We start from the raw sequence: 23,961 nt of genomic DNA on the forward strand, positions 1-23,961 counted from the left end.
AACATGACAATTCAGCCTTTTTTCAATCCTTTTTACGTTTTTCTTGGAGAAGTTTAGCCTTTTCTTCTGGTGTCATTTGCTTGAGGCGTAAAAACGCTTTCGCTATTTTTTCAGTGCGTCCTACTTGAGGTTCTCGCGCTAATAAAAGTTGTGCCATTTTTTCAATTCTTCGCGTATCAAAAAGTTCTCGTAATTCTAAATCAATCAAAAATACTTTTCTAATACGAGCATGAACTTGGGCGGCTAATAAAGAATGTCCGCCCAGTCGGAAAAAGTCATCCATAATTCCCACCCTATCGACTTGCAGAATTTCTTGCCAAATATAGGTTAATGCTTCTTCGATCGCATTTGTCGGCGCTGTATAATCAACTTGATGATCAAACTGATTTGGTAACGGTAGAGCAAGGCGATCAACTTTATTATTAGGTGTTAGAGGCATCGCATCTAGAAACACCCAAGAGTCAGGCAGCATATAATCGGGTAGTTTTGCCAACATATATGATTGCAAAGTTTCGAGAGGTGGTTTTTCAGCTTCAGATTTGACAACTAGATATGCAACAAGCTTTTTACCTGCTACAGTATCGTCAATAGCTTGGACAATAGCTTGTGCGATCGCAGGATGAGTTTCTAAAACGGTTTCAATTTCCCCTAGTTCGATGCGGAAACCACGGATTTTAACCTGGTAATCGATGCGTCCCAAAAATTCAATTTCACCATTGGGTAGCCAACGCGCCAAATCACCAGTCCGATATAATCGCTCACCGGGATTTGTGGCTAAGGGATTGGGAACAAATCTTTCCGCCGTCAAATCTGGTCTTTGGCGATAACCTCGTGCTAATCCTGCTCCCCCAATCAACAACTCACCTACAATCCCTTCTGGAACGGGATTACCAGCATTATCCCAAATATAAATTGATGTGTTGGCAATTCCTCTACCTATGGAATGTGCATCCTGTTGCAGCTTAATTTCTTTGATGGTAGACCAAATTGTGGTTTCTGTCGGGCCGTAAACATTCCACAGATTCACCTGAGAGTTGAGAAGAGACGTGGCTAAATCAACTGGCAAAGCTTCTCCACCGCAGAGGATGCGAAAACTATCATTTGGTTGCCAACCAGCAGCCAAGAGCAATCTCCAGGTAGTTGGAGTGGCTTGCATCACCGTGGCTTGGGATGTTTGCATTAGTTGAGCTAACTTAAATCCATCTCTGGTAGTTTCCTTGTCAGCTAGGACTAATTTTGCACCGCTAATTAATGGTAAGAAAAGTTCTAGTCCAGCAATATCAAAAGAAATTGTAGTTACTGCAACCAGGGTATCAGCAGCAGTCAGTCGCAGTTTTTCTTGGAAACTGAGGAGGAAATTCACTAAAGATTCATGCTGAATTTGTACTCCCTTGGGTCGTCCAGTGGAACCGGATGTATAGATAACGTAAGCTAAGTGATTGTTACCAGCAACCGCAGGTGGTGCGGTATCTGGTTGGGTCGAAACCGAATCTAGTAACAGAACTTTTGCTGATGATGCTGGAAGTGCTGACACAAGTTCATCTTCGGTGATGATTACAGCCGCCGCGCTGTCTGCAAGCATCCACTCCAGGCGATCGCGCGGGAAGGTAGGATCTAGTGGTACATAGGCCGCGCCTGCTTTCATAATTCCTAACAGTGCTATTAGCAAACCTGCATGACGCTCTAAACAAACCGCCACTAAGGTTTCTCGCGTCACACCAAGTTGCAGTAGTGCGTGACCAACTTGGTTAGATTTGCGTTCTAAAGCTGCGTAGGTTAGGGAGGGGAAAATAGCGATCGCATCGGGAGTTTGAGCGGCTTGCTGACTGAATAATTCATGTATTGGAGTATTGGAGTAATGGGTAATGGGTAATGGGTAATTTACCTTACCTAATTCCGCTTTCGATAACAAACCAATTTCACCAATGAATTGCGGTTTTTCTGTAACAAAACTGGTCAATATCTGGGTTAAATGATGTAATATATCTCCTCGTGTTTTTGCACTCCCAATCTGCTGCCCAAAAGCGATTTTCAGCGTCAAATGATCTCCTGGCAAGGCATATAGACTGATGGGGTAATGGTTTTTCTCCAAAGATTCAACAGAATGGATCGCCAGTTCTCCGGGATTTTGACGCAGGCTTTCTTCCACTGGGTAATTTTCGTAAACCACAATGGATTCAAACAACGGTTCTCCTCTGGGAATGTCACTCCATCCTTGAATATCTACTAAACGAGTGAAGGAATATTGATTAATTGCCGAGATGCGATCGCGCAATTCTATTAACCACGGTTTCAAGGGTGTGGCTGCATCTAATTTCAGACGCAAGGGTAAGGTGTTAATAAATAGACCCACCATCTCTGCAAAACCTGATAATTCGGTAGTACGTCCCGACACGGTGACACCAAAAATCACATCTTCAGAACCACTATATCGGCTCAAAAGAATGCCCCAAGCCGCTTGCACTAAAGTATTTAATGTTATTTGATTCTTTTGAGCAAAGGCTTTGAGTTGGGTGTAAATTTCTTTGGAGATAGTAGTTTGTAAGGTTTGGTAATCATCAGAAGGGTGTTTTTTAATACCAAAAGTAGTTGCTTCCCGGAAACCGCTTAATTCTTTGCGCCAGAAAGATTCTGCCAAACCAGATTCTTGTTTGTGCAACCAAGCAATAAAGTCTCGGTAGATGGGTGGTTGTGGTAAATTTGGGCGTTCTGTTTTAGCTTGGTAAAATGCGATCGCATCCCGGAAAACTAGCGGTAATGACCAACCATCCAAAAGGAGATGATGGTGAGTCCAGAGAAATTGCCATTTCTGTTCTTGGGTTCTCACTAACGTCATCCGCATCAGTGGGGCCCTTTCTGTTGAAAAGCTTTGGTGGCGGTCTGTTGTTAACAGAATTGACCATTTCATTGCTACTTCATTAATATCGCATCCGCGCCAGTCTTCGTAGACAAAGGGCAAATTGACTCGGCGGTGAATGCGTTGCAACGGTCGGGGTAAATCGCGCCAGACAAAGGAAGCGCGTAAACTAGGATGGCGGTTAATACAAGATTCCCAAGCTTTTTTAAAAGTTTCTACGTCTAGAAAACCCTCAATTTCACCACTCACCTGTTGTAGATAAATATCTTTTTCTGATTCATAATTTGCATGAAAAAGTATTCCTTCCTGAACCGGGGATAGAGGATAAATATCTTCCACATCGGTAGTTCGCGCCAAAGCAATAACCAGTTGTTCTGAATTAAGGTTAGCGAGGGGAAAATCAGCAGATGTTAAACTGTATTCTTGATGGCGGCTAGTTGCTAACAAAGTTTGTAAATGTTTAGAGAAACTATCTGCTAAACGGCGAATCGTTTCTTCTCGATGTAAAGCTTTGCTAAAACCAAACCGCATTTGGAGTTTGCCATTAGCAATTAAACTAGTAATTTCTAGTTGAAAAGCCCGCCTATTTTGTGGGTGTCGAGATAGCCCGACATCTTCGTTAGCTGGAGTAAAGGATGCTGCTTGGGAAAGGTTTTCATCAAATTGCCCCAAATAGTTAAACAGGATGCCTTGGGGGATTGGCGGTAAGATAGATGCGAATTCTGATTTTTGAGAGAGGATACCGTAAGCAAAGCCATTATTTGGCAAGTTCCGCAACTGTTCTTTGACGCTTTCTAAATTGCTGAATTGGCTCTTTTGAGATTTCTCTAATTTGCAAGGAAAAAGAGATGTAAACCATCCCACAGCATCAGAGACATCAATGGCAGTAAAATCGCTTTGTCGTCCGTGACTTTCTAGGGCAATTAATATTTTTGATTTACCCGTCCATTCTGTCACCACTTCTAAAAGAACTGCCAGCAAAACTTCCTGAATCCTAACTTTGTGAGTGCGTGGTAGCTCATAAAGGAGACTATCAGTTTCATCTTCGCTGAAATTGCATTCTATTTGAGTGGCAGAAATTTCTGTGTTCTCTGCTATGCCATCAGGAAAATCAAGGGGTAATTCAGAATTAGCTACTTGTTGGGTTTTCCAGAAAGCTACTTCTTCTTGCCAATCAGAATTTTCAGTTAGGGTGTGTAAATGTTGAGTCCACTGTGGAAAACCAACACTATGAGCAGATAAGGAAATTTCCTGTTCCTTTTGTAAAGCATCACAAGCGATCGCTAAATCTTGCAAAATGACGCGCCACGAAATACCATCAACGATGAGGTGATGGATAATTAGCAGTAATTTATCGGATTTATTCTCATCAGTATGGAAGTAGACGGCGCGAAAGAGAGGCCCAGTGGCTAAATTAAGTTGTGCTTGAAATTGACTGGCAATTTTTTGTAATTCTGTTTGAGAAATAGCAGCCAGGTTAACAATATCAAAATTTAAAACATTACTATCATCATCTAACCATTGTATCCATCCAGCTTCGGTTTGGCGGAATCGCAGGCGAAAAGCTGGGTGACTTGCGGCAATATAACTTAATGCAGTTTGAAAATGCGACGCATTAAATCCCGGTTTGACATCCAATAAAACCGTCTGATTCCAGTATTCAGGATGTTCTAAGGATTGCTGAAAAAACCATTGCTGAATAGGAGTTAGCGCTATTTCACTTCCTACAGAAATTGATAAAGCATTGGGTAATTTTGTTGTTGTTTTAATATGAGGTACAAGTGCTGCAACTTGGGGATTTTTAAACAACTCTTGTGGCGTGAAATAAAGTCCAACATCCCGTGCTTTAGCAATAATTTGCAAGGCAAGAATCGAATCTCCTCCCAGTTCAAAGAAGTCATCTTTAATTCCCACACGAGATACTTGTAGTACTTGCTGCCAAAGTTTAGTTAAAATCTCTTCAGTTTTGGTTTGTGGGGCAATGTATTCCTCACGAGCTATGATATTCTCTTCATCAGGAGCGGGTAAAGCGTTAAGGTTAATTTTCCCATTAGGCAGTAACGGCCAAGCATCGAGACTGACAAACACCGAAGGAATCATATAATCAGGGAGCAGGGCAGATAATTGCGATCGCAAAACTGTTTGCCAGGATGTCGGTGGTGTTTTCAGTTCCAGATAAGCAACTAGTCGATTGGGTTTACCAGGAGTAGCAATAGCTTTGGTGACAGCCCGAACTACCCAAGCTTGTTTTTCTAAAGCTGCCACAATCTCGCCAGTTTCGATGCGGAAACCTCGAATTTTGACTTGTTGATCTGCACGTCCTAGAAACTCAATCCTACCATCAGGTAAATACCGGGCGCGATCGCCTGTGCGGTACATCCGACTGCCTGCATTTTCAACAAAAGGATCAGGTAAAAAGCTTGCGGCGGTCATGCTTGGGGCATTCCAGTAACCACGGGCTAATTGGGAGCCAGCCACAAATAATTCACCCGGTGTACCAATAGGCACAGGTTGCAGATGAGAATTTAGGATATATAAACGAGTGTTGCTGACTGGTTTGCCGATGGGAATAACCTCGGTAATTTCCTTTTCTCCACAACAATGAAAAGCAACATCAATAGTTGTTTCCGCCGGGCCATAAAGATTCACCAATTTAGATGCAACTTCTCTAAACTCATCCCACACCCGTCTTTTCAGCGCTTCACCACCGCTAAAAACTAAACGCAGACATGAACATTCAGAAAATCCCGGTTCACCAAGGAGTATTTCTAAAAGACTCGGTACTAATTGCAGCAAAGTCACATTTTCTTGCTGAATAGTTTTGACTAGATACGCCGGATCTTTATGACCTCCCGGCTTCGCCATCACGAGTTTAGCTCCCACCATCAAAGGTGTCCAGAATTCCCACACCGAAGCATCAAAGCTAAATGGTGTCTTTTGCAACACTACATCCTCACAATTCACCCCAAAAGTCTCTAAAAACCAAGCTTGATGCTGGGCCAAAGCCCCATGGGAAATCGCAATACCTTTCGGTCGTCCAGTAGAACCAGATGTAAATATGATATAGGCGATATTGTCAGCCAAAACCTGAATTTGTAAATCTTCAACAGATTGAACTGCAATTTCTTCCCTATAAATATCAACACAGATAACTTGACAAAAATCATCCAAAAAATTTGTTTTACTCTCGTTACTCTGCGGTTCGTTTTTCCCATTCCACATTTCTAAATCAGAACGAGACAGCAGCAAACTAACATTAGCATCCTCCAACATCGACTGAATACGCACAGCCGGATAATCAGGGTCAATTGGCACATAGCAACCACCTGCCTTCAGAACCGCCAACATAGTGCAAACCATGTCTAAAGAACGTTCCAAACAAATACCCACAGGCTGTTCTACACTAATACCAAACTCACCCAAAAATCGCGCCAACTGATTAGCTTTTTGATTCAATTGGGCATAAGTCCAACTTTCTCCCTCACAAATAACAGCGATAGAATCAGGATTTTCTGCTGCTTGTTGGGCGAAAATTTCATGTATTGCTGATTGGGAATTGGGGATTGGGAATTGCGAATTTTGAATTGAGCTATCTATACTTAATTCACGATGAGCCTGTGGATTTGCAATTAGCAACTCTAAACTGTTTTGGCAATAGTTAGCAACATTCTTGATTTGCTCATCATCAAATTGTTGACGATCATAGGTGATATTAAACGAAAGAAGTCCCGCTCCTACTTCCTCACTCCAACTGACAGCAAAAGGAATATTTGTTTCATCTAAAGATTCCGCCTGGATTAATTCTACTTCCCGCCAATTGAGCAGTCCTTGATAAACGTGAAAATGAACGAAATTAAAAGAACTTTCATATAAAGGTTGATTCCCATTTAACCTTTGCAATTCTGCCAAAGGAAACCGACGATTTGGCATTAACTCTTGTTCAGCCCGCCAAGTTTCTGCAATTAAATCAACCCAAGAACCTCTTGGTAAAGACAAACGTAATGGCAATGTATTTAAGAATAGTCCTAAAACGCGATCGCTGTCAGTTTCTGTCGGTCTACCACTGCTCACCAATCCAGTAACCACTTCTGTATCGCCAGAGCAAAAACCAATAACTTGGAGATGAACTGCTAGTAATAACGTTTTTAGAGGAACACCCAATTGCTTAGATAAAGCTTTTAAATTGCGGGAAATTGTTTCTGATAAAGTGAGATCAAATTTCCCCATTTTTGTTTCTAGGGGAACGACACCCGGCCACCTTGGTAGTTTAGTGAAGGGAATTTCCACCAGTTTATTTTGCCAAAACTCTCGCTGATTTCTATCAACCAAAGCTTGTTTTTCTAAGGTAATAAACCTAGAGTATTTCAAAGCTGGTGGAGTTGGTGGCGCAGGTACACCCCGATCAAGTAGATACAGGTATAAGCCTGTTAATTCTGATAAAAAGTTAGCTAAACTCCATCCATCCATGATGGCATGATGCAAAGTAAAAGATGCTTGCATCACATTATCATCGAGTAGATGAATATGAAAACGCATTAATGGCGCACTCTTGTAATCGAAGCGATTTTCCCGTTCGTTGGCAATAAATGTTTTTACATAATCATCTTGTGCAGAGGGCGATAAATTAGTTAAATCCTCAAAAACAACTTTAGGAGTTACTTCTTTAACAACTGCCTGAATCGGTTGACTAAATTCAGCTAAATAAAATGCCGTCCGTAATATTTGATGTCTGGCAAACATTTGGGTATAAGCTGCTTCCCAAACTTTGAGATCAAAAGGTATACGAATTCGGAAGCTGAAAACATCATGGTAAGTTGTAGAAGTTTGTGAATATTCACCATGAAAGAGCATTCCTGCTTGCAGTTGTGCCAAAGGATAAGCATCCTCAGCCCAATTTTGGAGCTTTTCTTTATCTGCAAGTGAAATTAAAGCGAAGGGTTCTTCATCAATCTTATCGCTGTCTACTACTTCTGATTTTGCCAACAAGTTGGCTAAATCCAACAGCACAGGATGGGCAAAAATTTGCTCTAATTTTAAGTTCAATCCTTGAGTTTGTGCGAGCGAAACAACGCGAATACTGCGGATAGAATCGCCACCCAAAACAAAATAATTATCAAATCGTCCGATGCGATTTATACCTAAAACTTGTTGCCAAATGTCAGCTAAAATTTCCTCGATGGGTGTAGCGGGAGGAACAAAGGCAACTTCAAGATTTTCCCGTTTAATTTCTGGTGCGGGTAGCGCTTTGCGATCAATTTTACCATTAGCTGTCAGTGGTAATCGCTCCAGATAAACAATCTGCGACGGTATCATATAATCTGGCAAATGCTGCTGCAAATAATTTCGCAGTGTTTCGATGGTTGGTTGCTTTCCACGAGTACAAACTACATAAGCAATTAAGCGTTGTTGATTGCTTTCCAGACTTTTCACGGATTCTGGAAAACCTCTCTCCAAACCTGTCTCCTGCAAGGAGAGAGGCTTTGAATTCTCCCCCTTCCCTACAAGGGAAGGGGGCTGGGGGGTTAGGTTTCGCGTTAGCTTTTCCACATGACCTGAATTGTCAAGATTGCTTTGGGCTTCAGAATGAACTAAAACAATAGTTTCCTGCACCTCAGGGAACTGGGAAATAACGGCTTCGATTTCGCCAATTTCAATGCGGAAACCGCGAATTTTCACTTGATAATCTATGCGTCCCAGATATTCCAAATCGCCGTTAGGGAGAAAACGCCCTAAATCACCAGTGCGATACAAGCGCGATAGTGAATCTACTGAAAAAGCATCTTCTACAAAGCGTTCTGCGGTTAATTCTGGTCGATTAAGATAACCACGCGCCACTCCAGCCCCCCCAACATAAATTTCACCAATCACTCCAGTTGGTAGGGGATTACCATCAGAATCCAGGATATGGAGACGTAAATCGGGGATTGGTTGACCAATTAAGCTACCAGATGAGTCATCTATATCTTTTTTGCTAATAACTCTATAGGTAACGTGGACTGTTGTTTCTGTAATTCCGTACATATTCACCAAGCGCGTCTGATTTTCTCCATGACGTTCAAACCAGGGACGCAAACTTGGTAGATTCAAGGCTTCGCCGCCAAAAATGATGTACCGTAGGGGCGAGACAATCTCTCTCACACTCGATTCTGCTGCTAGTAATTGAACAAAAGCAGAGGGAGTTTGATTCAGGACAGTAACTTGCTCATTGTGAAGCAGCTGAAGGAAGCTTTGGGGGTTACGGCTGACACAATAAGGAACGATTACCAGTCGCCCGCCATAAAGCAAAGCTCCCCAAATCTCCCAAACGGAAAAATCGAAGGCGAAGGAATGGAAGAATGTCCAAACATCCTGCTCGTTGAATTCAAACCATTGCTGGGTGCTGCGGAATAGTCGGGTAACGTTGTGCTGGGTGACTAACACGCCTTTGGGTTTCCCTGTCGAACCAGATGTGTAGATAATATAAGCTCCTGAGTTAGGGTCAAGAGTATCTTCTATCAAAGGTTCATTGCTTTCAGTTAAATAGGGCGCATCTTCCTCATCCAGACAAATTTTAAGTGTGGATTCTGGAAGTTGGGGACTGATGGTAGTTGTGGTGAGAATTAATTCCGCTTCACAGTCAGAAATGGTAAACTCGATGCGATCGCGAGGATAAGTCGGATCAAGAGGAACATAAACACCCCCTGCCTTAACTACACTCAACATAGCTATAATCAGTTCTGGAGAGCGCTCCAGACAAATCACCACGCGTTTATCTGCACCAATACCTTGCTTTTGGAGATATCGAGCAAGATGGTGAGAACGGCGGTCTAGTTCTTCATAGGTAAAGCTTTCATTCTCAAATGTCAAAGCAATGCGGTCTGGATATTTGCTTAGAGTTTCTGCAAACATTTCCCTGATGGTAATTGGTGATTCGTAATTGGTAATTAGCCTGTTATTAATTACCGATTCCTTATGACCAATTAACGATAAAGACTGCAAAGGTGCTTGAGCATTATTTGCCATGTTAAACAGTAGATGGCAGAATTGCTCTAGCAATAATTCCATAGCCACCGCATCAAAGCGACTCCCATTGTAACTCAATTTGAGTGAGAGTCCATCCCCCGGAACAACCACTAAAGTCAAGGGATAATGGGTAGTTTCAAAGAAAGACGACTCAGGAACATTCAACCCAAAATCTGCTGTTTTTAACGATTTATCAACCGGAAAATTTTCAAAAGCCAGCAAAGTTTCAAACAGTGGTTGTCCTCGTGGAACATCACTCCATCCTTGAATATCTGATAGGCTGGAATGTTCAAACTGACGCATTAAAGCTGTGCGTGCTTGCAGGTTTTGCAACCAAGAATCAAGGGTTTTTTCGCCAGATATTAAGACGCGAAACGGCAAAGTGTTAATAAAAGGGCCAATCATCCCTTCTACTTCTGGTAGTTCTGGGGGTCGTCCCGCTACTGTAATTCCATAAACTATGTCTGTATTGCGGCTATAACGGTTAAGTAATATCGCCCAAGCCCCCTGAATCACAGTGTTGAGGGTGACGCTACAATTACGGGCTAATTTCTGCAATAAATCAGCATTTTCGGGCGATAATTGATGTTTTATTTCTCCACTTTCAAAAGCACTACTTAGCTTTGCTTTGGACAACATTAATAAGGGAGTAGCACTTTCAAAGCCACTCATATATTCACGCCAAAATGATTCGCCATCTTGGGGATTTTTCTGTTTTAACCAAGCAATAAAATCACCGTAAGGGCGCACATTTGGCAGGGAAATTTCTACATGTTCTTTAGCTGCTTTGTGCAACATCAAGAATTCACGTAGTAGTATCGGCCAAGACCAACCATCCAAAATTAGATGGTGGTGACTCCACACTAAATCCCAGCAGTCTTCGCCTAGGCGAATTAAGGTTACTCGCATCAAAGGTGGACGATTAAGAATAAATCCCTGCCGTCTATCTGATTCCAGAAATTCTCTCAGGCGGCTTTTTTGGGCGGAGTTACTTAAACCACGCCAATCTTCTTCTGCTATCTTAAATACGAGATTGCGGAATACAACTTGTACAGGTTCAGTTTGCCCTTTGGTGATAATTGCAGTCCGTAAAATTGGATGGCGGTCAACTAAAGTTTGCCATGCTTGGCGGACTGCAATTACAGAAACATTTCCTTCTAAACGGCAATGGAATTGCTCAAAGTAAATGCCAGATTCTGGTTCATATAGGGAATGAAATAATAATCCTTTTTGTAAGGGTGTGAGGGGAAAAATATCTTCGATTTTATCTTTTAGGCTCATATTATAATAATCCTGTTTTAAAAAGAAAATAATACTTTACTGAACTGGATTGTTTTTTATGTAGATGCAGAGCGGTTATTCTAAATCTTCTAAAATTGAATCTAGTTCATTTTCCGATAAATCAACTAAGTGAAAGTCGGTAGCACTATAAAATGAGGAATTGGTGGATATTGAATCTGTTAGGTATAAGCGGAGGTTATTCAGATAAGTTTCTGCAAGGTTATCGATAGTCTGTCGATGATGAATATGCTGGCTGTAAGACCAGTCTACTTGCAAGCATTCACTTTGGATGCGAGCATTAATTGCTAATAGGTGGGGACGTTCTTGTTCAGCAAATAATCCTGTTCCTGTGGGAGCATTGCTGATATTGAATAGGTTATTGCTTTTTGACAGGTTGTCAGTTGGCCCTAAATAATTGAAACTAATGCCAGTTGGTTGTACAGTGTCTAGCATTTCCTGTAAAGCTTGATTTTGGCTGATGTAACGCAGCAACCCGAAGCTGATACCATGATGGGGAATTCCTCGTAATTGGGTTTTAATTTCTTTAAGCAACACATCCTGATCTGCATTTTTGATCGGTTGTTTCAGAATAATTGGATAGAGGGATGTAAACCAGCCAACTGTTCTCGAAAGATCCAATTCACTAGCTAGCTCTTCTCGTCCATGTCCTTCTAAATCGATCCGCCAACTATCCGATTTGTAAGTGTCAGTTAGGGTTTTTAGTAATGCAGCTAGCATAATTTCTTGCACGCCAGCATGATAGGTAGCAGTTGCTTGTTTGAGAAGAGTATTTGTTTCTTTTGGGGAAAGTTGGCAAGATATTATGGCTGTACTGTCTACTGTGTTGCTTCCAGGGATGACTGGATAATCAATAGGTAATGGGGTGACAGGAGTAGAGATAATATTTTGCCAAAATGGAATGTCTTTAATAAATTCATTTGAGTCAGCCAGAATTTGCAAAGATGTAGTCCACTCTCGATAAGAGGATGTTTTCGGAAGTAAGGAAATAGGCTGGTTATCTATAGCTTGTTGGTAAGCTTGGTTTAAATCTTCCAGCAGAATCCGCCAGGATACGCCGTCTACAACTAAATGATGTCCGAAGAGAAACAGAACGTTTCCATATTCGGTGATATTTGTGGCATATAGCACTCGTAACAACGGCGGGCGGTCTAATTGGAAACTCCCGTGTTCTGCTTCCACGATCGCAGTTAAAGTATTTTGCTGTATTTGGGGCGGATAGTTGCTAAAGTCTTCGAGCCGCAACGGGGGGCTTTCAGCCAGCCCAGAGTAAGATTGCTCCCATCGTCCTTGATGTTCAGAGAATTTTAATCGCAAAACATCATGGTGAGCAACCAAAGCATTTAATGCGATCGCTAATGCATCGATTTTCAATGGTTCTTTAATATTTAAAGCGATCGCTTGGTTCCAGTGATGCGGATGAGTCCAATTTTTAGCAAAAAACCAATGCTGGATGGGTGATAGGGGAACAGTACCAGTTAATGGCTCATCAGGGCGGCGCGACTCACCTAGCGTTAATGGCTTGGCTCTCGCTGCTAGTCGGGACAGGGTTTGAGCTTCAAATATGTCTTTGGGGCTAATCTCCCAGCCAGCAGCACGGGTGCGAGAAACGATTTGCAAGCTAATGATCGAGTCTCCCCCCAACCCGAAGAAATTATCATCGGGATTGACGGTTTCTAACCCCAACACTTCTGTCCAGATTTGGGCTAATATCTCCTCTGTTTGAGTTTTGGGTATGGTTGGGGTTGTTGGTATTTCGGGTGCGGGAAGGGCTTGACGATCAATTTTGCCGTTGGGGGTGAGGGGCCATTGTGTGACTAACACCACAGCACTGGGAATCATATAAGCTGGTAAAACCTCTGCTAAATAATCCCGTAATTCGTTGGTAGTCGGTGGGTTTTCCTTGGGTGTGAGAGCATAAGCTACTATCCGCTTGCGTCCTGGAAGGTCTTGGCGCAGGATTACTACTGCACTGTCTACCGTGGCGTATCTGGTTAAAGCAGCTTCAATTTCCCCTAATTCAATCCGATAACCGTTAAATTTTACCTGAGCATCTTGCCGACCCATAAAGCGGATGTTTCCTTGCAAGTCGTAAACGCCGCGATCGCCTGTTTTGTAAAGTCTAGCTCCCGGTATTTTGGCTAAGGGATGGGGTATAAATGCCTCTGCTGTTAAGCTGGGGCGATGTAAGTAGCCTCGTGCTAAACTGATTCCCCCAATATAGATTTCTCCAGTTACACCCAAAGCCACTGGTTCTAAAAAGGAGTCCAGGAGGTAAATTTCGACATTAGCGATCGCTTTCCCAATGCTGGGTTCACCGAGTAAATGGGAACAATTCATCAAGCTGGCGCAGACTGTTGCTTCTGTGGGGCCATAGGCGTTAAAACAGGCGCGTTTCTCTCCACCCCAGCGCCGGAGTAAATCTCCAGAAGCCGCTTCCCCAGCCACAATCAAGGTTTGCAATTGTGGTAAATTTGCAGGTTCAATGGCGGCTAGCAGCGACGGGGGAAGGGTGACATGAGTAATTTGCCAATTGGTTAACGCTTCCCAAAGAGCAGAACTAGGAGAACGATTTGCCTTTTCTTGCAGATATAGAGTTGCGCCGCTACCCAAAGCCATAAAAATCTCAGAAATTGCAGCATCAAAATTCAGAGAAGCAAATTGATAAACGCGGCTCTCGGCTGTGACACCGAAACTCGCAGTTTGATTGCATACCAGATTTTGAATACCTGCATGAGACACTAAAACGCCTTTCGGTTTACCTGTGGAACCAGAGGTGTAAATAATGTAGGCGAGATTCTCTGGTTTAACTTTTAAATTAGGACGATTAGAAACATGAGGTATTGATAATTTCCCCTCATCTCCAATAATTATCAATTTAATATCACTTGGAAATAATCCTGGTGGCGGGGCTTCTTTTGTGAGAATCAGACGAGTTTGGCTATCTTCTACAATGAATTGCAAGCGCGTTTCGGGATAACTGCGATCCAGGGGGAGAAAAGCCGCCCCCGCTTTCAACACGGCCAGCAGGGCAATAATAAAGTCTAGGTCAGGGTGAAAATATAAACCGACAATTGATTCATAGCCAATGCCGGTTGAGATTAAGGTAGCGGCTAATTGATTGGCACGTTTTTCTAATTCACCATAGGTAATTGCATCATCGCCACAAACTAACGCCACAGCATTAGGATGTAAATCTACCGAGTCTTCAAACAACTGATGAGCCGTGCGGAAATCTCCCCAAGCAATAGCATTAGTATTTCCTTGATTGATCATCCACTCTTGTGGTGATAAAGCCTGGATTTTGCCTAACACAAAATCCGGGTTTTCAGCCAGATTGATCATAATATTTCGCAGGCGCGACAGCAGAATTTTCGCGGCTGTTGCGGACAGGAATTTTGTTTGGTAATTCAGCTTTAACAGCAATCCATTATCTGGAATTATACCTACTGTCAAGGGGTAATTAGTTCGTTCATAAAACTGGATATCATCAACTCGGAAATTTTGTCCCTGTTCTTTTAAACTTTGGTCAACGGGGTAATTTTCAAAGACTAAAATACTTTCAAATAATGATTCTCCCGCCGCCAGCGCAATTCCTTTTTGGATATCCGTCAGTTTGCTATATTCATATTCTCGCATCTGCACATGATGCTGTTGAATGTTTTCTAACCAAGCGGCGACGGTTACTGTTGGATTGAGACGAACTCGCATTGGTAAGGTGTTGATAAATAACCCCACCATATTTTCGACTTCTGCAAGTTCTGGCGGTCTTCCAGAAACGGTTACACCGAATAGTACATCCTCTCCCGCACCATGTTTTTGTAAACAAAGTCCCCAAGCACCTTGAGCTAGAGTATTCAATGTTAATCGATGCTTTTGTGCCATCTTTTGTAATTTGGCAAATTCTGCTTGACTTAGACGTAATTCTACTTCCGCATAGGCAGTTAAATTAGTTACTAATTCCTCTTCTGGCAGTTGCCAAGATAGGCGAGTGGATGTATTAATACCATCCAGAGTTTCCTGCCAAAATTGCTTGGCTTCTTCACGATTTCGAGTTGCTAACCACTGAATATAATTGCGATAAGGTGGAACGGGAGGTAGGGAATGGGGAACTCGTTGAGAGGTTGATTGATAAATATCGAGAACTTCTTTAAATATTAATGGTAATGACCAGCCATCAAGGATGATATGGTGATGACTCCAAACCCATTGCCAGGTAAAATTATCTAACTGAATGACGCTAAACCACATCAATGGGCATCTATCCAATAAAAATCCATTTTGACGATCTTCTATGAGATATTGTTGAAGTTTATCCTCTTGCTGTGCAGGTGATAAATCGCGCCAGTCTTGTTGTAAAATGGAGAATTGGATAGATTTACTAACAATTTGCAGTGGCGAATCTTGATTGTCCCAAACAAAGGCGCTACGTAAAATTGGATGTCTATCAACAACGGCTTGCCAAGCAAAATTAAAATTTTCAACATTGAATTTACCAATGATTTTGCCTGTTACTTGTTCAAAGTAAATTCCCTCTTCTGGGTTATATATAGTATGAAATAGCATCCCTTCTTGCAAAGGAGATAGGGGATAAATATCTTCTAACTTGGAATATTTTTCTTGCAGAATGTCTATATAAGATTGGGGAATCCTAACTAAAGGGAAATCTGATGGTGTATATCCACCTATACCTATTTTTGTACAATGGTTAAGGATATCTAGCAGGTTTTGTTGAAACTCACCAGCCCATTTAACAATTGTTTCTTGGTTATGCAAGCTGGAACTATACAACCAATCAACGCGCAATTCCCCTTCAACGACAATACTGTTAATATCAATGATGTGGGGGCGTAAACCTTCTGGATTTCGTGTTACTTCCGTGTTTTCATTCAGTAAGCGGAACAACGTATTTTTGCCACTTTCGCTTCGCACTTGACCAAGATAATTAAAACTAATGGGTGCTGGTAAAGCTTCAGCAAAACTATTAGCAGTTTCGTTATTGAGATACCTTAAAAGACCATAACCAAACCCTCGTTGGGGAATGGAACGCAGTTGTTCTTTGACAGTTTTAATTATATCTGGTTCTAGATTACTGGCTGACAATTCTAAACGCAGAGGATAAAGAGTAGTAAACCAGCCAAGGGTGCGAGTAATATCTAAATCTGAGGATAATTCTTCTCTACCATGCCCTTCCATGAGAATTTGCAATGTTTGCCCTTGGGTAATATTCCTCAAAGTTTTACCTAAAGCGGCGATTAATAATTCTTGGGGTTGGGTGCGGTAAGCTTTATTGGCTTTAGTAAGAAATATCTGAGTTTGTTCTTTAGTTAATTTCAAGGAAACTGTTTTAACAGATGACTCTAAGTTGTCTGTCAAAGAGTTGGCGAAATCTAGAGGTAATTTTGCAGTTTCTCCTTTGATAGTATCTAGCCAAAACTGTGTTTCTGCTTGGATATCTGTTGAGTTGGCAAAGGTGTGGAGAAATTGACTCCATTGTTGGAAAGATGTTGGAGGTGATGAAATTTGGCTACCACTAATTGCTTCTACTAAATCCTGAAGTAAAATCCGCCAAGAAACGCCATCAACAATCAAGTGATGAATAACGATTAAGAGTCGAGATGGGCGATTTTCTCCCAAATTAAACCAAACAGCACGAGCCAGGGGGCCGTTAGTCAAATCAAGCGATCGCTGTACTCGTTCCCCAACTTCCCGCATGGTAATATTTTGTTCAGACTCTGTTTCGAGAGCTAAATCAACTATTTCCCAAGAAAAGGCGGCTTCGTTTTCTGTATAAAACTGTCGCCAAACTCCTTTTTCTTCTTGAAACCGTAATCGCAAACTATCGTGATGTGAAGAAATAACTTGAATCGCGGCTGCAACTGTTGGCGCTTCTAGGGATTGATGGACTTCCAAAAGTATGGCTTGATTCCAATGGTGAGGATTGGGAAGATTGAGGTTAAAAAACCATTTTTGGATGGGACTGAGGGGAACTTCACCTGCAACGATCACAGTAGGTAGTGCTGGCGATCGCATCATTTGCGCTACAATAGCCAATCGTTGGACTGTTTGTTCCTGAAATATTTCTTTTGGGGTTAATATCCACCCTTGGCGACGCATTTCGGTGACGACTCGCAACGCCAAGATGGAATCACCACCTAAATCGAAGAAATTATCCTCAATCCCTATAGAATCTAAACCTAAAACTTGCTCCCAAACGTGACAAATTACCTTTTGAGCATCAGTTTGTGGTGGTATTAAACCGCGTCTAGCAGTAGCTTGATTCCAATTTGGTGCAGGTAAAGCTTTGCGGTTAATTTTACCTTGGGCGGTCAAGGGCATAGCATCCAATAACATAAAGGCCGCCGGAATCATATAATCGGGTAAACGCTCTTTTAGGGCTGTCCGCAACTGATTTTGATCGGTTTGACCATTCGGTACAATATAGGCCACCAAACGCTGATCTTTTTCAGCTTCTGAGTGGACAATAACTACCGCTTCTGTTACTTGTGGGAGTGCAGCTAAAGCGGCTTCAACTTCCCCTAATTCAATGCGAAAACCGCGTACTTTCACTTGCAAATCGCAGCGTCCCAAATATTCAATATCGCCATTGGGCAAACGTCGGGCCAAATCCCCTGTACGATAGAGTCTAGCTCCTGGTTGTTGGCTATATGGATCGGGAATAAACCTTTCTGCTGTCAATGTTGTGCGGTTGAGATATCCTCTAGAGACACCCATACCACCCACATAGATTTCTCCTGAGACACCAAACGGTGAGGGTTCTAGGGCATCATCTAGTATATAGAGAGATAAGTCTGGGATGGGTACACCAATGACGCTACCGCGATTTTGTAAAATATCCTCTTCTAGAATGGGACGATAAGTAACGTGAACGGTGGTTTCTGTAATCCCATACATATTGATTAAACGCGGATTGCGAACGCCATAGCGTTCTATCCACGGCTTGAGGCTTTGTAATTCTAATGCTTCCCCACCGAAAATAATTGCTCGTAAAGCGAGTGTGTCTGCAAATTCTCTATCAGCTCGAATAAGTTGGCGAAAGGCGGAAGGAGTTTGATTGAGGATGGTAACGCCTTCGTGTTGTAAAAGGGTGCGAAAGGCTTCGGGAGAACGACTTTCTAAATAAGGAACTACAACTAGTTTGCCACCATATACCAAGGCTCCCCAAATTTCCCAAACTGAAAAATCAAAAGCAAAGGAGTGAAACAGTGTCCATACGTCATTTTCATTAAAGTCAAACCACGCTGCTGTATTTTCCATGAGTCTGACAACGTTGTTGTGAGTTACTACACAACCTTTTGGCTCTCCTGTAGAACCACTGGTATAAATAATGTAGGCTGCTTGATTAGGGAAAATTTGGGAAGCAAAGTTTAAATTTGGTGGAAATTCTATCTTGTCAATCACCAATAATTCGGTTCCCACCACCGGAATTGCAGATACCAAAGCTTCTGTTGTTAACAACAAAATAATACCACTATCTACCGCAATAAAACGTAGGCGATCGCTCGGATATTGAGGGTCTAGCGGTACATAAGTACCACCTACTTTGAGGACTGCAAGTAAGGAAATTACTAACTCTGCACTCCGTTCTAGAAAAATGCCTACTCGTGTTTCAGTAGTTACTCCTTTTTGTTGTAAAACAGCAGCTAGTTGGTTGGAGCGTTGGTCTAATTCTTGATAAGTTAATTTTTTGTCTGATGCAATCAGAGCAATTCTATCGCCATGAGTGTGGGCGCTTTTAATAAAAAGTTCAACTAAATTTGTTGGCTCGAATTTTGTATATTCTGATGTATAACCTAAGGCTAAAAGTTCCTGTCGTTCGCTGGTTGTTAACAGCGGTAAAGCGTTAATGCTAAGATCAGGGGTATTAACGGCAGCGATTAATATTTGTTGATAATGAGTTAGTAACCGCTGGGCTGTTTCCGGCGTGAACAAGTCTGTATTATATTCCAGTGCTACTAGCCATCCCTCAGCAGAAGGTTCTAACATCAAACTGAGGTCGAATTTAGCACCACCATTATCTATATAGATAGGTGTAACAGTGATTCCTGGTAATTGAATTTCGCCGATGGGTGCATTTTGCAGGGCGAAAAGGGTTTGAAAAATGGGTGAACGACTAGGGTCACGCTTAATTTTCAGCTTCTCTACCAGGAGTTCTAAAGGGACATCTTGATGAGTGTAAGCTTCAACGCAGGTTTGGGATATTCGGCGCAGAAATTGGCAAAATGAAGGTTGACCAGAAAGATCGCCGCGTAGGGGTAAAGTATTAACAAAACAACCAATGAGGTGATCAATTTCACTACGTTTGCGATTAGCGATCGCACTACCGACTATAATATCGGTTTGACCAGAATAACGAAATAGTAAAATTTGATAAGCTGCCAATGCTACCATAAAAAAGGTAGCACCTTCTGATTTCGCTAATGCCTCTAAAGAAGCAGTGAGAGATGCTGACAGAGGTTCGCGCAACACTGCGCCATTAAAAGTTTGTGATGCTGGACGTAATTTGTCTAAAGATAAGTCAAGCATCGTTAGAGGTGATTTTAGTGCTTGTTCCCAGTAAGCTAATTGTTGTTGGATTGACTCTGCTTGCAGCCAATTTTGTTGCCATTCAGCATAATCACCGTATTGAATTGGTAATGCTGGCAAAGAAACTTGTGAACCTTGAACAGCAGCACTATAAAATTCGGTCAGTTCCTTAACAAATATTCCTAAAGACCAGCCATCACTGATAATATGATGCAGATTCACCAAGAGAATATACTCTTGTGCTGATATCTGATACAAAATCGCTCTCATCAATGGCCCTTTGACGAGGTTGAAAGGGCGGCGCGATTCTGTTTCTAAGATTATTTTGAGATTTTCTGCTTGTTTATCTAAAAGTGATTCTATTATTTTATATTCGAGATGAAATTCCTGTTCTGGATGAATTAATTGAACAGGTTCCCCATTTTCTAGAGCAAACGTTGTTCGGAGAATTTCATGACGGTTGATAATTTTACGGAAAGAATCTTCCAGCGATACTCGTTCAAGATTACCCAATAAACGCAAGGCGATCGGAATATTATATGCAATGTTACCAGAAGAAACTATTTCCTGATACCAAAGTTGCCTTTGAGAGAGAGATAGAGGCAATACATAAACTTCCATAAATCAAATTCGTTTGTGAAGAACAGAATTGATATTAATAATTAGCGGAGGTTTCAGTTTGGGATAAAATCTTTAACCAATACTCTTCATCAACAGTTTGCTTGAGTTCCAACGGCTCGGTTAAAGTTGACTCTGGTCGATTAAAGTCGATAAGTAAGACGATTCTAGTTTTATCAGATTTATTCCAGGCTTCATGCTCAAATGTATCGTCGAAAATTAAACACTTACCTTCTTGCCAACTTCTAGTTTCACTGTCTACCCGAATCGCACATTCATCGGGTACAACTAAGCCCAAATGACAGCGCAAAACAGCTTTAGTTGCGCCAAAATGAGGGCCGATATAGGTTCCTGGAGCTAAAGAAGAAAACCCCGCCGTTGTCATCCCTGGTATCATCTCAATTAACTTAGTTGTCTCAGGGCACAATTGGCAGTTTTCCTCAATTTTATTGCTAAAAGCATATAGTCCAAAAACTTCCCAACCTTGGTTATAAATATTTTTTTCTGGCCAATCAATAAAATTTTTCGGCTGGAGCTGCTCTAATTCTTTTCGGATTAGTAGCCAGTTGGCTTCTAAATCTGCGATAAATGCAAACTGATTTGATTCAAAAAACATTTTGCAGTATCTTGTTCCTTGATTTTATTTGTTTATATTTTTATAGACTTCTTGGAAAAATACTCAAAAAGCTGGAATGTTTATGTAGAGCGTGAAGTTAAACCCAGATTGGTGCAAAATGTTAAATTATCTTGCGATTTTCTTTGTTAACTTATATCTGGCTCCGAATACCATTTCTGATTTTTGGACTTTTGCAAGACGTCTAATGACATCTCAGTTGCTCATCATACCATGTTCTGTAAAATACTATGCAGTTAAAAAATGTTAAAGCAATAGTGACCGGGGCTGCCAGTGGAATCGGACGTTGCATCACTCTAGAGTTGGCTCGTGCTGGTGCCCAAGTGGTTGGGGGTGATTTGGATGTGGATGGGCTGAAAGCCTTGGAAGCAGAAGGTATTGGTTTACCAGGAAATATCTACGGGTTACAGCTTGATGTAGCAAATGAATCAATTGTTAAAGAATTTATTCTTCTCGCTTTTGAAAAGATTGGAGATGCTAATACCTTAGTTAATAATGCGGGTATCCTCCGTGATGGGTTACTAGTTACACGCGACGAAGAGGGGTGGTTACGTAAACTGCCGACGGCACAATGGAAGCGGGTAATTGATGTGAATTTGACCGGTGCTTTTTTCATGTCGCGGGAATTTGCGGCTGTAGCTATTGAGAAAAATATTTCCCCAGCTTTAATAGTAAATATCTCTTCTGTAACTAGGTCAGGCAATCCCGGACAGTCAAATTATAGTGCCTCCAAGGCGGGATTAGATGCAGACACACGGACATGGGCTTTAGAATTGGCATCCTTCGGATTTAGGGTAGCCGGCATAGCACCTGGATTGACGAATACCCCAATCCTCAGTCGGGTATCTCCAGAAGCCTTAGCAGAGATGACTGCCAAAATACCTATTGGCCGCATAGCTGAACCTTATGAAATCTGGCAGGCGATGCGTTTTATTATTGAATGTGATTACTTTACTGGTAGCGTCATAGAAGTGGATGGCGGTGCCCGATTTTAACCTTTGTGTTATCCCATCCGCTTTTAAGGGTGGGATGAGCTTAAATGCTTCAATTTAGGTCACGGATAAAATAAAAGCATTAAACAAGAATCTCTTTGCCTGAAAGCTAGGGAATATCGAAATCCAAAAAAATTACATGAATGCTGAAGACTTCTTAAACCAAGGATTAAACTGCAATTTGCAAGGGGATTATCAAGGAGCTATTGCAGCTTACACCCAAGCAATCAAGCTCAATCCTAACTATGGCGAAGCATACCATAATCGAGGGATTATTCTAAGTGGTCAACTCAAAGATTATCGCAGTGCGATCGCAGATTTTAATCGCGCCATAGAAATCAATCCCAATTTTGCCACAGCCTACTGTCATCGAGGTAATGCACGTTACTTTTTAGCCGATTATCAAGGAGCGATCGCTGATCATAACCAAGCATTACAAATCGATCCCAATCTGGCCGAATCTTACCACAGTCGGGGTAATGCTTACTTTGCCTTAGAAGATTACGACAAAGCGATTGCTGATTATATCCACACGATAGAAACTACTACCCAATTAGCTAATAATATCAATATTGATATTGCTAATGCTTATCATAATCGGGGTGTAACTCGTTTTGAACAAGGTGATCGTCAAGGAGCAATTGCAGATTTCCAGCAAGCTTTACAGTGGCATCCCCATTTTGCCGCAGCTTACAGCAATCGGGGTAATATTCACCATATCTTAGAAAATTATCCCGAAGCGATCGCTGACCACGACCGGGCATTAGAATTAGATCCTAACTTGACGGAGGCTTATCATAATCGAGGTAATGCCCACTACGCTTTAGCAGACTATCAAAATGCGATCGCAGATTACAACCGCGCCCTAGAAATAAACCCCAGTTTTGCCCAGGCATATTACAATCGGGGTCTGGTTCTTGCTCATCTCAAAGAATATCACCGAGCAATTGAGGACTTTAACCAAGCACTAAAGTTGAATCCTGATGATGTGCAAGCCTATTGTGAACGGGGTCTTGTCCGTAGTACTCTTGAGGATTATGAAGGTGCGATCGCAGATTATGACCAAGCACTACAAGAAAATCCGACTTTAGCTTTAGTATATGGCTTTCGGGCCAATGCTCGTTGCCGACTAGGAGACTATCAAGGTGCAATTGAAGATAGCAATCGCCTATTACAACTCAATCCTAGTTTAGCTGAAGGATATTGCGATCGCGCGGCGGCTCGTCGTTCTTTAGGAGATCATAAAGGAGCAATTAAAGATTATGATCGGGCATTAGAGATTAATGATAACTTAGCCGCAGCTTATTATGGTCGGGGTATTGCCCGTGAAGCCCTGCAAGATTTACAGGGAGCAATTGATGATAATAGCCAAGCAATAGAGCTTGTTCCTGAATTTTCTCAAGCGTACTGCAATCGGGGTAATGCTCGTCGTCTTTTAGGAGATGAACACGGAGCTATCGCAGATTATAATCAAGCATTAAAAATTAATCCTGATTTAATTGAAGCATATTACAACCGAGGTTCTACCCACTATGCTTTAGAAGAATATGAAAGTGCGATCGCAGATTACACCCAAGCTTTGCAAATAAATCCCCAATCTGCTGCATTTTACAGCGATCGCGCCAATGCTCGCTATGCCCTAGAAGATTATCAAGGGGCAATAGAAGATTACAGTAGAGCGATCGCGATCGACCCCAGCTTTGCTGAAGACTGGTACAATCGGGGCCGTAGCCGTTCTCTGTTGGGAGACTTACAAGGAGCGCTTGCAGACTTAAACCAAGCCTTACAGCATCAGCCAAATTGGGCTTCAGCTTACATCCTTCGGGCAGATGTCTATCAAAATCTGGGAAACTTTCAAGCAGCAATTGCCGATTTCCAAAAATCCGCAGACTTGTATTACCAAGAAGGAAATATCCAGTATTATCAACAAATTATTGAGCTAATTGAACAGCTTTGATGAGGGGATTGGGCATGGGGCATGGGCAAGAGGACTTGGGGACAAGGAGAATTGG

At 41.9% G+C, this 23,961-nt stretch carries 5 protein-coding genes; 2 read left to right on the top strand and 3 right to left on the bottom strand.

Annotation, left to right across the window (positions count from 1 at the left end; all coding sequences use genetic code 11):
• Positions 1-22: 22 nt before the first annotated feature.
• The 3 genes from F8R90_RS06995 to F8R90_RS07005 form a co-directional block, all read right to left on the bottom strand.
• Complete coding sequence (locus tag F8R90_RS06995; RefSeq protein ID WP_230966170.1) at positions 23-11,140, bottom strand: non-ribosomal peptide synthetase; 11,118 nt, start codon at positions 11,138-11,140, stop codon at positions 23-25.
• A gap of 75 nt (positions 11,141-11,215) precedes the next feature.
• Positions 11,216-20,326, bottom strand: a complete 9,111-nt coding sequence (locus F8R90_RS07000) for a non-ribosomal peptide synthetase (RefSeq protein ID WP_196510154.1) — start codon at positions 20,324-20,326, stop codon at positions 11,216-11,218.
• A 34-nt stretch (positions 20,327-20,360) separates the two neighbouring features.
• Positions 20,361-20,939, bottom strand: a complete 579-nt coding sequence (locus F8R90_RS07005) for an aspartyl/asparaginyl beta-hydroxylase domain-containing protein (RefSeq protein WP_196510155.1) — start codon at positions 20,937-20,939, stop codon at positions 20,361-20,363.
• Between the two features lie 248 nt (positions 20,940-21,187).
• Here F8R90_RS07005 and F8R90_RS07010 point away from each other — a divergent pair, with 248 nt between their 5' ends.
• Positions 21,188-21,952: an SDR family oxidoreductase gene (locus F8R90_RS07010; RefSeq protein ID WP_196510156.1), complete on the top strand. Its 765-nt coding sequence runs from the start codon at positions 21,188-21,190 to the stop codon at positions 21,950-21,952.
• Positions 21,953-22,088: 136 nt separating this feature from the next.
• On the top strand, positions 22,089-23,906 hold the full coding sequence (locus F8R90_RS07015; protein WP_196510157.1) for a tetratricopeptide repeat protein: 1,818 nt from the start codon (positions 22,089-22,091) through the stop codon (positions 23,904-23,906).
• The last annotated feature ends 55 nt before the right edge of the window (positions 23,907-23,961 follow it).

The organism is Nostoc sp. NZL (assembly GCF_015714705.1).
GTDB classification, from domain to species: Bacteria; Cyanobacteriota; Cyanobacteriia; order Cyanobacteriales; family Nostocaceae; genus Nostoc; species Nostoc foliaceum_A.